We start from the raw sequence: 11832 nt of genomic DNA, 5'->3' as shown, positions 1-11832 counted from the left end.
CCCCTCAAGAAACACGGTCGTCGTGCTAAGAGTCTTTTTCGCTTAGGTTTTGACCATCTTCGTCATCTGATTCTTAACCCTTCTTTGCCTAATCATCGGGATTTTCTTCATTCCCTACAATTTTTGTCCTGTACTTAGGTTGTGGTGATATAGCATTTATCTTAATAGTGAGGTATAAGGTTTTTATTTTCGGGAGACAGGAGCCGGTCGTTAATACCAAGTTAGGTTATACTTCATCTTTATGATAAACGCCGTAATTTAAAGAAAAAATACCAAATCCGTGTTAATCGCAATGATGATGAAATCCCGAAAGATATACTGTGACTAGATTTATCAATAATTTTGGTCAGCGGATTTGGTAAAATCAAGTAATTAATCGAGTTCATCAAACAAAAGTTCCTCTAGAATCGGTCCCATACCGTCATCATCGGGGGAAACTAATTCAACCTTCCCTTCCCCATCACCGACAGCTAAGAATAACAAAGGAGCAAGGGGACTGTAAATCGAGTATTTTTGGTCTTCGGAAAAGAAACTGGCGAGAAATTGCAATTCTTCCGGCTCTGATGACGAGGAAGGAGCATCGCTATCGATTTCTAAACTGAGAACATTATCTTCTTCCAGGGGAGGCAATTCACCACTAACGGTTAAGGTGTGAGCAGTGGGTTTGAGCAATAGGTCTAATTCTGCTAAAACTGCCTTAGCATCGGCAAAAACCCGCTCGATTTCCTCGCTATCTTCGATTAGGAAGGCATCAGATTCTTCTTCCTCCGATTCCTCGTCCCAAGCTAGAATCATCACCGGGGTATCCACGGGGACAAGAAGCATATAGGTGAGGTCATCGGTTTCATAGGCGTTCTCAATATAACAGTCCAGCGATCGACCTTGCTCATCCCAGAGGGTTATGATATCCGCTTCTTCGAGTTCGTTTTCTTGAAAATTAAATTGAGGGGACATAGGCTCTCAAACGCTAATGATTGAATCAGAATATCATGAGTTGATCCTCAATCAAACCAAGAATTCCGGTGCAAATGTTGAAAACCCTGCACATCAGTTAAATTGTATTGTAGGGGCGTGATGGTGATAAAATTCTCGCCAATAGCGCGCACATCCGTAGGCACTTGCGGGGGTAAATGGCTGTAGTCCGGTTGTTCGATATCTTCCACCACTTCCCCAATTAACCAGTAATAACTTTTACCCCTGGGATCCAGTCTTTTCTCGAAGGTTTCCTCGTAGCGTCGCAATCCTTGCCTAGTGATTTTCACTCCCTTGATTTCGGCACTACTAACTGGAGGGACGTTAACATTGAGTAAAGTGGGAACGGGAAAAGGATTAAGGGCAACTTTCCTGACTAAAGTGAGGGCAAAATCGGCGGCCGGCTGGAAATCACAGGCTTTAAAACTGGCGAGACTAACAGCAATACTGGGAATACCTTCGATTAATCCCTCCATGGCCGCAGAAACCGTGCCAGAATAGAGGATATCGGTGCCGAGATTAGACCCGTGGTTAATGCCAGCTAAAACTAAATCGGGACGCTCTTTGAGGACGGCACTAAGGGCAAATTTCACCGAATCGGCCGGAGTTCCCGAGCAGGACCAGGCAATCACATCGGGGTGAAAAATTCCTTCCACCTGTTCGGCCCGGATGGGATGGTGTAGGGTTAGGCCATGACCAGTGGCAGAGCGCTCGCCGTCGGGACAAACTACGGTCACTTGATGACCCGCAGTAGCGAGGGTGTTAGCAAGGATGCGGACTCCTAGAGCGGAAATGCCGTCATCGTTACTGATCAGTAGTTTTAAAGGGCGATCGCTAGTCATAGGAATTTCTGATCTACTGCGTCGGCTAGTGCTATACTATAATAGTATTTTATCGTGGGTACGTAGCTCAGAGGATAGAGCACCAGGTTCCGGTCCTGGGTGTCGGGGGTTCGACTCCCTCCGTACTCGTTCAGTGATCAGTCATCAGTGATCAGTTAAGTCCTAAGCAAAATTAATTACACATCTAAGCCGTCAGCTTTTTGCTGTGATCAGTAAACAGAGACATCCCCAAAATTTATATAGCAATTCCCATAGTTGTGAGGTACAGAGTCTTAGGTTTTGAGGAGTCGGTCGTCAGGAGTCAGGATTCGGGATTCAGGATTCAGGAGTCAGGATTCGGGATTCAGGAGTTAAGATTTTGGTGTGCCTCATGAGATTGGAAAACGCTATAACCCAATCACAGCTTGCTTTTGTCTTGTGTACTAATAAATAGTTATAACTGAAATGTATATCTACTGATTACTGATTACTAATTTTCGATTATGTCCACCTTCTTTAAATTAATTGACGAACGCTCTCTAAACTTGAATTAAAGAACTATCGACGGTGGCTAAAAGTGTTTGCACTTCCTCATCGCTGGTTTGGGAAAAGTCTTCGTACCAAAGAGAAATCGATCTCAATTCGTAGGGTTTATGTAGGCAAATTACTCGATCGACTAATTTTTCTAATTGATCACAGACTTCCAGTGGGGCAATAGGAACAGCAATAATAATAGCAGCGGGATTTCCAGCTTTAAGGGTCAGAATCGCCGCTTTAATCGTTGCTCCCGTAGCGATACCATCATCTACTAGAATAATCGTTTTTCCCGTTAGGCTGGGAAAGGGTCGCTCACCTCGATACAAGCGATCGCGTCGCTCTAATTCGATCATTTCTTCCTTTGCTACCCGTTCCATCATCGCTTCCGATAGGTGCAAGTCCTCAACAATACTTTCATTGATTACCCGCACCCCATTCTGACCGATCGCCCCAAAAGCTAACTCTTTTCGCTCTGGCACACCTAATTTTCGCACTAAACACAGATCTAGGGGTAAATGTAACCTTTGGGCAATTTCAAAGGCGATCGGAACCCCACCCCGGGGCAAAGCCAAAACCATCACCCTAGCACTATTTGTATATTCTGTCAAGTAACTAGCTAATAGTCTCCCTGCCGAGTGCCGATCTTTGAGCAGATAAGTCATAATGCCCTCCTAGGGGCTAATCCCCTTGGGGATCCTTGCTTTCCCCTGCCTTTATTCTATATTTCTCCGCTCATCTCTAGCTGAAATGTTAAGAAATTTAGCGAAGGCTTGACATTTTTTCGACTAACCGAAGTTTTTCCAGGCCAAAGATCGGCTAAAATCTTAGGCGAGAGGGTTTTGTAAAGTTAGGTAACAAACATGAATCAAAGTTTAAGTGATGCGCTAGAGCCGATCGCCGCTGCCTTTCGCGGTCTCGGAACTCCCGAACCGATCGTTCATTGGGGACATCCAGTCATGATGGGGATTGTGGTTTTAGTTATGGGTAGTTATACTGCCTATGCCGGTTGGCAAAGCCGTTTAAGCAAAGATGGGGAAGTAGTGGCCAAAAATAGAGCCGATCACCGCAAACTCGCTCCTTGGCTGTTTTTATTTATCGTTCTCGGTTACACCGGCGGTGTTTTATCCCTGGTCATGCAGAAACATCCCATCCTCGAAAGCAGCCATTTCTGGACAGGATCGATCGCGATCGGTTTATTAGCTTTCAATGGATTATTATCCCTCACAGGCTTCGCTGGCGGGAAAAAAGAACTTTTTCGGACTATTCACGCCTATATAGGCAGTATTGCCCTGATTTTACTGCTAGTTCACGGTGTTTTCGGTCTTCAGTTAGGATTATCTCTCTAGTTGGTTTATTTATGGCTTCGGGTGGGCTAATTCCCACCTGGAATTTTTCACCGCGGCAGACTGTGGCCAAGGGCAATAATTGAAGAAATTATGACTTTAAGTGCTATTGTCGGGATTCCGAGTTTAGAATTAACAGGTAATTTACCAAGAAGGTATCGTCACGCAACGAGGAGATAGATATTTTGAAGAAAGTAGAAGCGATTATCCGACCCTTTAAACTTGAAGAAGTGAAAATCGCCCTAGTTAACGCGGGCATTGTCGGGATGACCGTATCTGAAGTTAGAGGTTTCGGTCGTCAGAAAGGTCAACCGGAACGTTATCGCGGTTCCGAGTATACCGTCGAATTTCTCCAAAAACTCAAGATCGAGATAGTCGTCGAAGATAAGCAAGTCGATATGGTCGTCGATAAGCTGATTTCTGCCGCGCGTACTGGTGAAATCGGAGACGGTAAAATCTTCATCTCCCCCGTGGGACAGATCGTCCGCATCCGTACCGGAGAAAAAGACCTGGAAGCGATTTAACCTCCAGACAAGGGATGATAGTACAATCCTGTCATCCCCCCCCCATTGACAGTGTTTCCCATCAAGAAGTGTAACCTAATTTGGTATCGACGACCAATTCCCTAAAACGAAAAATTTGTACCTCACCATTAAGATAACTGCTGTAATTAAATCTATTGGCTCGGTCTGCCCCCATCACCACTCAAGACCGCTGACTGGTAAAAATAATTCAACCAGATTAGATATTATCATTTCCAGTGACTAAAAAAAATCTCTTGCCTAAAAGGTCACAAATATTATACAATGTTTGATCGTGGCCAAAATCGGTGTTAGGTGGTGTCCAAGGCACTGCCAAGCAGAACCGCCTTGGTCAATCGGTCTTCGCCGGGATACTGAAGATCAACCCTTTAAGTCCCCAAGAAACAAAGACCAGCAACAATCTAGGCAGAACCAGCAACCCTGTCTAGTCCTACTTACGAATTTAACGGGATGCCAGCTTAAATAACTCGAAAAAAGTCATTCAAGTTGGGCAGGCTGATAAAGCGGGAAAGATTTTTCTCGCTCCTATAGCCACGGCCACGTTATTTTTGATTGTCGTCTAGTAAAGATAAAGAGAACAATCCGTGTCTATCGGTATCCTCGGTACAAAACTGGGCATGACCCAAATCTTCGACAACAAAACGGGAGTCGCCATTCCCGTCACCGTCGTTCAAGCCGGTCCGTGTCCCGTCACCCAAGTCAAAACTAAAAAAACCGACGGTTATGAATCCATTCAAGTGGGATACAAAACCGTCAAAGAAAAAGCCCTCAATAAACCGCTACTCGGTCATTTAGCCAAAGCCGGTGTCTCCCCCCTGCGGCATTTAATCGAATACCGTCTTGAGGACGCATCCGCTTACACTTTAGGCCAAGAAATTACCGCCGCTATCTTCCAAGAAGGCGATTTGGTCGATGTGGCTGGAACCACCATCGGACGGGGTTTCTCCGGCTATCAAAAACGCCATAACTTCAAGCGCGGTAACATGACCCACGGTTCCAAAAACCACCGTCTCCCCGGTTCCACCGGTGCCGGTACTACCCCAGGCCGGGTTTTCCCGGGTAAGAGAATGGCTGGACAATACGGAGCCACCCAAGTGACCATCCGCAAATTGTCCGTGGTCAAAATCGATAGCGAACGCAACCTGATCCTGATCAAAGGAGCCGTCCCGGGCAAACCAGGAACCCTGTTAAACATCACCCCCGCCAAGAAATTTGGTAAATAGGGCAAGGAAAGATTAAAGCCATGGTTAACTACACAGTCAAAAATTGGCAAGGGGAAGAAGCGGGAACAGGCACCCTGGAACTGAAAACCGCTAAACCCGAAACCGCCAAACACCTAATTCACCGCGTCGTCATCAGCCATCTAGCGGCGGCCCGTCAAGGTAACGCCTCCACCAAAACCCGCTCGGAAGTGCGCGGCGGTGGTCGCAAACCCTGGCGGCAAAAAGGCACTGGTCGCGCTAGGGCTGGTTCGATCCGTTCTCCCCTCTGGCGTGGTGGCGGTGTCATCTTCGGACCCAAACCGAGAGATTTTGAGGTTAAGGTCAATCGCAAAGAGAAAAGATTAGCCCTGAGAACCGCTTTGATCAGCCAGGCCGATAACTTTATCGTGGTTGAAAGCTTCGCCGAACAATTCTCCCAACCCAAAACCAAGGAACTCACCGCTGCCTTAAGTCGCTGGGGAGCCAGTCCAGAGGAAAAAATTCTGCTGATTTTGACGGAAATTCCCGAAAATGTCTATTTATCGGGGCGTAATATCTGCAATCTCAAAATTATTCGCGCCGATAGTCTCAACGTCTATGATGTCATCCTAGCCGATCGAGTTATCGCCACCGCCGCAGCCCTAGCCAAAATTGAGGAGGTCTATGGTGCTTAAAACTGAAGCCAGGCAACTCGCCGATCTGATCCTAAAGCCGATCGTCACCGAGAAAGCCACCCTACTCCTAGAACAAAATAAATACGTCTTCGATGTCGCCTTGAAAGCGACCAAGCCGGAAATTCAAGCGGCGATCGAACTGCTGTTTGAGGTGAAAGTAACGAAAGTGAACACCAGCCGCCCCTCTCGTCAGAAAAAACGCGTCGGCCGTTTCCTCGGTTACAAACCCCAATACAAACGCGCGATCGTCACCCTAGCCGAAGGCGACTCGATCACCCTCTATCCCGACGTATAACAACCAAGAAACCCGATAACGGAAAACTAAACTATGGGTATTCGTTCTTTTAGACCTTTAACCCCCGGGACAAGGCAGGCGGCCATCTCCGACTTTAAAGAGATCACCAAAACCGAACCGGAAAAGTCCCTAACTCATCGCAAACACAGCAAACAGGGGCGTAATAATCGCGGTGTCGTTACCAGTCGTCACCGGGGCGGCGGCCATAAACGCCTCTACCGGATTATCGATTTTCGTCGCGATAAACGGGATATTCCGGCCACAGTAGCGGCGATCGAGTACGATCCTAACCGTAACGCCCGCATTGCCCTGCTTTTCTACAAAGACGGGGAAAAACGCTACATCATCGCCCCCGCCGGTTTAGGCGTTGGTGATACCGTCATCGCCGGAGAAAACGCTCCCTTCGAGGTCGGTAATGCCCTACCCTTAAGTCGCATCCCCCTAGGGACAGAAGTTCATAACATCGAACTCGTTCCTGGTCGCGGTGGTCAAATGGTGCGGGCTGCTGGTGGTTTCGCCCAAGTGGTAGCCAAAGAAGGCGATTACGTTACCATCCGCCTCCCCTCCAAAGAAGTCCGCATGATCCGGCGTGAATGCTACGCCACCATCGGAAAAGTCGGTAACGCCGAAGCGAGAAATATCAGTCTCGGTAAAGCCGGTCGTACCCGTCACCGCGGTCAACGGCCTCATGTTCGGGGTAGCGTCATGAACCCAGTCGATCACCCGCATGGAGGTGGAGAGGGTCGCGCTCCGATCGGACGTTCTGGCCCGATGACTCCCTGGGGTAAACCCGCCCTCGGTCGCAAAACTCGCAACAAGAAAAAACGCAGTAGCGATCTGATCGTGCGCCGTCGTAACCAAGGTTAGAAATTATTACTTTACTTTTGACTGAAAATTATGGGTCGTTCACTGAAAAAGGGGCCATTTGTCGCCGGCCACCTGATGGAAAAAATCGAAAAACTCAACGCACAGGGCAGTAAACAAGTGATTAAAACTTGGTCCCGTGCCTCGACAATCATTCCCGATATGGTCGGTCACACGATCGCCGTTCACAACGGCAAACAGCACGTTCCCGTCTATGTTTCCGAGCAGATGGTCGGTCATAAACTCGGTGAATTCGCTCCCACCCGCACCTTCCGCGGCCACGCCAAGAGCGACAAAAAAGCAGGACGGAAATAAATCAGCCGCTACTCCATCAGCTAGATAGTGGCCTCTGAGCAAGGCCGAAGAGTCGTGACCATAAATCACCAAGACTGATAACTGATGACTGATAACTGATAACTGATAACTGATAACTGAAATGACCATCGATACCTCTAACGAAGTCAAAGCGATCGCCCGCTATATTCGGATGTCACCCCTGAAAGTCAGACGGGTACTCGATCAGATCCGCGGGCGCTCCTATCGGGAAGCCCTAATTATTCTCGAATTCATGCCCTACCGGGCCTGTGACCCGATCCTAAAAGTCCTGCGTTCCGCCGTTGCCAACGCCGAAAATAACGAAGGACTCGATCCCGCCACTTTGGTAGTTAGCCAAGCCTTTGCCGATGGCGGACCGACCCTAAAACGTTTTCGACCCCGGGCCCAAGGGCGCGCCTACCAAATTCGCAAACCCACCTGTCATATCACCGTCGCCGTCGCTCCTAGCAACAAAGACTAATCACCTTAACTAAAAAAACCACAATGGGACAAAAAATCCATCCCCTCGGTTTTCGTCTCGGCGTTATCAAAGATCATAAATCTTGCTGGTATGCCGACGCGAAACGTTACCCCGAACTACTGCAAGAAGATCGCCGCATTCGTCAGTACGTCGAAAAAAACCTTGCTAATGCCGGTATCGCCGATATTCGCATCGAACGTAAGGCCGATCAAGTAGATATTTCCATCCACACCGCCCGCCCCGGTGTCGTCGTCGGTCGTGGTGGCACGGGAATCGAACAGCTGCGCCTAGGTTTACAAAAAGCCCTCGGTGGCCAGCGTCAAATTCGCATTAACGTCATTGAGGTCGCTCGCGTTGATGCCGATGCCAACCTGATCGCCGAATACATTGCCCAACAACTAGAAAGACGGGTTTCCTTCCGTCGTGTTGTCCGGCAAGCCATCCAACGGGCCCAACGGGCTGAAGTCAAAGGGATCAAAATTCAAGTTAGCGGTCGTCTCAACGGTGCAGAAATCGCTCGGACCGAATGGGTGCGGGAAGGACGAGTTCCCCTGCATACCCTGCGCGCCGATATTGATTACTCCTATAAAACCGCCAGCACCATCTACGGGATTCTAGGCGTGAAAGTTTGGATCTTTAAGGGCGAAATTATCCCCGGCCAAGAAGAAATTGCCGCCGCCGTTCCCGCTCAAGCACCGCGCCGTCAACAGCGTCGCCGTCAACAGTTTGAAGATCGCTCTAGTGAGGGCTGATCCCTAATATTTATCAGTGGTAAATAGCTCATGTTAAGTCCCAAAAGAACAAAATTCCGCAAACAACAGCGCGGACGGATGCGCGGGCTGGCCACCGGCGGAAATACGATTAATTTCGGCGATTTCGCCCTGCAAGCCACCGAACCCTGTTGGATTACTTCCCGTCAAATCGAAGCGGCCAGACGGGCAATGACTCGTTATATTCGTCGGGGTGGCAAAATCTGGATTCGCGTTTTTCCCGATAAACCCGTGACCCAACGGGCCGCAGAAACTCGGATGGGTTCCGGGAAAGGTTCCCCCGAATTCTGGGTGGCCGTGGTTAAACCGGGGTTCATTATGTTTGAGATTGCCGGGGTAGCCGAACCCGTGGCCCGGGAAGCAATGCGCCTAGCCGCCCAAAAATTACCGATTAAGACCAAATTTATCACTCGCGAGGAGGATTTTGTCTAATGGCTTTACCGAAAATCGCCGAAGTGAGGCAGATGAGCGATGAGGACATCGCTGATGCTATCCTCGCTGCCAAAAAGAAACTGTTTGAATTGCGTTTGCAACAGGCCACCCGCCGCTTGGAAAAAACCCACGAATTCAAACACACCCGCCACCGTCTCGGCCAATTATTGACCGTAGAACGGGAGCGCCAACTAGCCCAGTCCACCCCGGAGGCATAACCCGCTATGGCAGTTAAAGAAAGAGTTGGGGTAGTAGTCAGCGACAAAATGGATAAAACCGTAGTGGTAGCCATTGAAAACCGCTCTCCTCACCCTAAATACGGCAAAATCGTCGTGAAAACCCAGAAATTTAAAGCTCACGACGCAGAAAATCAAGCCAAACAAGGCGATCGAGTTCGTATTCGTGAAACCCGCCCCCTCAGTAAAACCAAACGTTGGGAAGTGGCGGAAATATTAACCGATAATTAAATTTCACCTAGGTAAAAACCGTGATTCAACAACAAACCTACTTAAATGTCGCTGACAATAGCGGGGCGCGGAAACTAATGTGTCTGCGGGTGCTGGGAACAGGTAACTGTACCTACGGTGGCATCGGTGACAAAATTATCGCCGTGGTTAAGGACGCTATCCCCAATATGCCCGTGAAAAAATCCGATGTGGTGACGGCGGTGATTGTGCGGACCCGTCAAACCGTCCGTCGCGATAGTGGCATGAGCATCCGTTTTGATGATAACGCCGCCGTGATTATTAATAATGACGGTAATCCCAAAGGTACTAGGGTTTTTGGTCCTGTCGCTCGGGAATTGCGCGATAAAAACTACACCAAAATTGTTTCCTTAGCCCCAGAAGTTCTCTGATCAAAGTGAAAAGTACCAAGGCAATTGGCTGATGGCTAGTCTAAAACTTTTCACACCTTGAGGTCAAAAAAAATGAGTAAGAAAAACATTCAAACCCCGCCCCAAAGGCAAAAAATGCACGTTAAAAAAGGGGATGTCGTTCAGGTAATCGCCGGTTCCGATAAGGGCAAAGTGGGCGAAATTTTACGCGCTTTACCCCAAGAAAGTACCGTGGTGGTCAAGGGAGTTAATATCCGCACCAAACATACTAAACCCCAACAGGAAGGAGAATCGGGTCAAATCCTTACCTACGAAGCACCGATTCACAGTTCCAAAGTGATGCTTTATTCCGAGAAGAAAAAAATCGCCAGTCGGGTGGGTTATACCTTTACCGAAGACGGTCGGAAAGTGCGGATACTGAAGAAAACTGGCGAAATTATCGATTAGTTTCCCATCAATTCTAGTTCCTGACCAAGCCCAGGAAAAGCAAGCAGCAAAACTATGAGCCAAAAACTAAAAACCACCTATCAAGAAACCATTGTTCCTAAACTGAAAGAACAATTTGGTTATACCAATATCCACCAAGTACCTAAAGTTATCAAAATTACCGTTAACCGCGGTCTTGGGGAAGCTTCACAAAATGCCAAAGCTTTGGAGTCTTCCAAGGAGGAACTGTCCACCATCACTGGACAACAACCAGTAGTGACTAGAGCCAAAAAAGCGATCGCTGGCTTCAAAATTCGCGAAGGAATGCCCGTGGGTGTCATGGTGACATTGCGCGGCGATCGAATGTACGCTTTTTTAGACCGTCTCATTAATCTGGCCTTACCACGCATTCGCGACTTTCGCGGTATCAGTGGTAACAGTTTTGATGGTCGTGGTAACTACAGTTTAGGCATTCGTGAACAGTTGATCTTCCCTGAAATTGAATACGACAAAATCGATCAAATTCGCGGGATGGACATCTCAATCATCACCACCGCTAAAAACGACGAAGAAGGACGCGCCCTCCTCAAAGAGATGGGAATGCCCTTTAGATAAATCAATCAAGAGAAAAGTAAACAGTGACCGGTAAATAAGTGAACAGTGAACAGTCAACAGTAAACAGTAAACAGTGATTGAGTGAAAAGACAGCAGGAAGCTGCTATTTAATACTACTCACTTAATACTCAAATCTGATAACTGACCCACTGATAACTGATAACTGATAACTGACCACTGATGTTGATCCCAATTTAGGAGAAAAACAGGTAATTCATGTCTGCTAACGATACCATCTCGGATATGCTGACCCGCATCCGTAACGCTTGCGCGGTTCGGCAGACCACTACTCAAATTCCCACCACGCGGATGACGCGCAGTATTGCTCAAGTTCTCAAAGACGAAGGCTTTATTGCTGACTTTGAGGAAGTGGGTGAGGGGATTAAATCTCAATTAGTTCTTTCCCTCAAATATAAAGGCAAAAACCGTCAACCGATCATTACTACCCTCACCAGAGTCAGTAAACCGGGCCTGCGAGTTTATTCCAACAGTAAAGACTTACCGCGCGTCCTCGGTGGCATTGGCATCGCCATTGTTTCCACCTCTAAAGGCATTATGACCGATCGCGAAGCGCGTAAACAAAACGTTGGCGGCGAAGTCCTTTGCTACATCTGGTAAACAAGGATAAGCTATCAGCCGTCAGCCTTTCCCAGTTTAAACCCGATAGCTGACCCACTGATAACTCTTCCCTGATAACTGATAACTGAT

At 47.9% G+C, this 11832-nt stretch carries 19 protein-coding genes, 1 tRNA gene and 1 pseudogene; 18 read left to right on the top strand and 3 right to left on the bottom strand.

The annotated features are described in order from the left end of the window. A pseudogene (locus O9334_RS13435) lies at positions 1-138 on the top strand (IS4 family transposase); the annotation flags it as partial. Positions 139-372: 234 nt separating this feature from the next. Here the strand turns inward: O9334_RS13435 and O9334_RS13430 are convergent. Both O9334_RS13430 and surE read right to left on the bottom strand, forming a co-directional pair. Continuing rightward, positions 373-954, bottom strand: coding sequence for a DUF3727 domain-containing protein (locus tag O9334_RS13430; RefSeq protein WP_045358721.1), 582 nt, complete (start codon positions 952-954; stop codon positions 373-375). 47 nt (positions 955-1001) lie between these two features. Beyond that, positions 1002-1814: a 5'/3'-nucleotidase SurE gene (gene surE, locus O9334_RS13425; protein WP_045358720.1), complete on the bottom strand. Its 813-nt coding sequence runs from the start codon at positions 1812-1814 to the stop codon at positions 1002-1004. A gap of 56 nt (positions 1815-1870) precedes the next feature. On the opposite strand from surE, the gene O9334_RS13420 reads away from it, so the two are divergent. Further along, positions 1871-1943, top strand: a tRNA-Arg gene (locus O9334_RS13420). A gap of 389 nt (positions 1944-2332) precedes the next feature. Here the strand turns inward: O9334_RS13420 and O9334_RS13415 are convergent. Beyond that, positions 2333-2992, bottom strand: coding sequence for a phosphoribosyltransferase (locus O9334_RS13415; protein ID WP_288000505.1), 660 nt, complete (start codon positions 2990-2992; stop codon positions 2333-2335). A 198-nt stretch (positions 2993-3190) separates the two neighbouring features. Here O9334_RS13415 and O9334_RS13410 point away from each other — a divergent pair, with 198 nt between their 5' ends. From O9334_RS13410 to rpsH, 16 genes are all read left to right on the top strand, one after another. Next, complete coding sequence (locus O9334_RS13410; protein ID WP_288000503.1) at positions 3191-3676, top strand: DUF4079 domain-containing protein; 486 nt, start codon at positions 3191-3193, stop codon at positions 3674-3676. Between the two features lie 182 nt (positions 3677-3858). After that, on the top strand, positions 3859-4197 hold the full coding sequence (locus O9334_RS13405; RefSeq protein ID WP_045358717.1) for a P-II family nitrogen regulator: 339 nt from the start codon (positions 3859-3861) through the stop codon (positions 4195-4197). A 602-nt stretch (positions 4198-4799) separates the two neighbouring features. Next, entirely contained in the window at positions 4800-5438 is a 639-nt protein-coding gene (gene rplC, locus O9334_RS13400) for a 50S ribosomal protein L3 (RefSeq protein ID WP_002734589.1), read from the top strand. A 20-nt stretch (positions 5439-5458) separates the two neighbouring features. After that, positions 5459-6091 carry a 50S ribosomal protein L4 gene (rplD, locus tag O9334_RS13395; protein WP_108937290.1) on the top strand — a complete coding sequence of 211 codons (633 nt, stop codon included), beginning with the start codon at positions 5459-5461 and terminating at the stop codon, positions 6089-6091. Further along, positions 6081-6386: a 50S ribosomal protein L23 gene (locus O9334_RS13390; protein WP_045358714.1), complete on the top strand. Its 306-nt coding sequence runs from the start codon at positions 6081-6083 to the stop codon at positions 6384-6386. The genes rplD and O9334_RS13390 overlap by 11 nt, the downstream gene beginning before the upstream one ends. A gap of 33 nt (positions 6387-6419) precedes the next feature. Then, complete coding sequence (gene rplB, locus O9334_RS13385; protein WP_002746601.1) at positions 6420-7253, top strand: 50S ribosomal protein L2; 834 nt, start codon at positions 6420-6422, stop codon at positions 7251-7253. A gap of 30 nt (positions 7254-7283) precedes the next feature. Next, positions 7284-7565, top strand: a complete 282-nt coding sequence (gene rpsS, locus O9334_RS13380; protein ID WP_002753908.1) for a 30S ribosomal protein S19 — start codon at positions 7284-7286, stop codon at positions 7563-7565. Between the two features lie 121 nt (positions 7566-7686). Continuing rightward, positions 7687-8046 (top strand): 50S ribosomal protein L22, encoded by a 360-nt coding sequence (gene rplV / locus O9334_RS13375; protein ID WP_002746605.1) that lies wholly within the window; start codon positions 7687-7689, stop codon positions 8044-8046. Between the two features lie 23 nt (positions 8047-8069). Continuing rightward, complete coding sequence (gene rpsC / locus O9334_RS13370; protein ID WP_002796425.1) at positions 8070-8798, top strand: 30S ribosomal protein S3; 729 nt, start codon at positions 8070-8072, stop codon at positions 8796-8798. 30 nt (positions 8799-8828) lie between these two features. After that, positions 8829-9248, top strand: coding sequence for a 50S ribosomal protein L16 (rplP, locus tag O9334_RS13365; RefSeq protein ID WP_002734310.1), 420 nt, complete (start codon positions 8829-8831; stop codon positions 9246-9248). Then, positions 9248-9466 carry a 50S ribosomal protein L29 gene (gene rpmC, locus O9334_RS13360; RefSeq protein ID WP_045358711.1) on the top strand — a complete coding sequence of 73 codons (219 nt, stop codon included), beginning with the start codon at positions 9248-9250 and terminating at the stop codon, positions 9464-9466. The genes rplP and rpmC overlap by 1 nt, the downstream gene beginning before the upstream one ends. 6 nt (positions 9467-9472) lie before the next feature. Beyond that, complete coding sequence (rpsQ, locus tag O9334_RS13355; RefSeq protein ID WP_002796423.1) at positions 9473-9715, top strand: 30S ribosomal protein S17; 243 nt, start codon at positions 9473-9475, stop codon at positions 9713-9715. Between the two features lie 20 nt (positions 9716-9735). After that, on the top strand, positions 9736-10104 hold the full coding sequence (gene rplN, locus O9334_RS13350; RefSeq protein WP_002732358.1) for a 50S ribosomal protein L14: 369 nt from the start codon (positions 9736-9738) through the stop codon (positions 10102-10104). A 72-nt stretch (positions 10105-10176) separates the two neighbouring features. After that, positions 10177-10530 (top strand): 50S ribosomal protein L24, encoded by a 354-nt coding sequence (gene rplX / locus O9334_RS13345; RefSeq protein ID WP_002777681.1) that lies wholly within the window; start codon positions 10177-10179, stop codon positions 10528-10530. Between the two features lie 54 nt (positions 10531-10584). Beyond that, entirely contained in the window at positions 10585-11124 is a 540-nt protein-coding gene (rplE, locus tag O9334_RS13340) for a 50S ribosomal protein L5 (RefSeq protein ID WP_002734750.1), read from the top strand. Positions 11125-11340: 216 nt separating this feature from the next. Next, positions 11341-11742: a 30S ribosomal protein S8 gene (gene rpsH / locus O9334_RS13335; RefSeq protein WP_002734721.1), complete on the top strand. Its 402-nt coding sequence runs from the start codon at positions 11341-11343 to the stop codon at positions 11740-11742. Positions 11743-11832: the final 90 nt, after the last annotated feature.

The sequence above is a fragment of the Microcystis sp. LE19-8.1F genome (assembly GCF_027531715.1).
GTDB lineage: Bacteria > Cyanobacteriota > Cyanobacteriia > Cyanobacteriales > Microcystaceae > Microcystis > Microcystis wesenbergii_A.
The sequence above is the reverse complement of the archived record's forward strand: the minus strand, read 5'-3'. Positions and strand labels throughout refer to the sequence as shown.